At 34.2% G+C, this 392-nt stretch carries 1 protein-coding gene; it reads left to right on the forward strand.

All coding sequences use genetic code 11. The features are described from left to right. Positions 1-72 precede the first annotated feature (72 nt). Positions 73-392 (forward strand): transposase (locus tag SBH76_RS13535; RefSeq protein ID WP_317978168.1); only part of this gene is annotated, 320 nt, incomplete at its 3' end.

Consider the following 392-nt stretch of genomic DNA (forward strand, 5'->3'; position numbering starts at 1 on the left):
TCCTTAAGTTTTTACATAAAAAAAGATGGCTAACGATAACCATCTTTCTCCGTTACATGTTATAATGTAACTATGCTCACAGTTAATTATTATAACGACTTTTTTGAAATAGGTCAACAGAAAATCAACTTTAGCTTCTATGAATTGAGTTTGCCTGATGACGATCCAGTCTATACCCTAAAAAAAGTTATGGAGGATTTAGATTTTTCCGGACTATTAGCCAATTGTTCGGATAAGGGAAGAACAGGGTACAATCCAATCATGATGTATGCAGTTATTACTTATGCAAATATGCGAGGAATTCGTTCTATTGATCGTATTGTAGATTTATGCGAAAGAGATATTGCTTTTATCTGGCTTACTCAAGGGAGGAAGCCTAAAAGAGATGCCTT

It is taken from the genome of Lachnoanaerobaculum sanguinis (assembly GCF_033242365.1).
Classification (GTDB): domain Bacteria; phylum Bacillota; class Clostridia; order Lachnospirales; family Lachnospiraceae; genus Lachnoanaerobaculum; species Lachnoanaerobaculum sanguinis.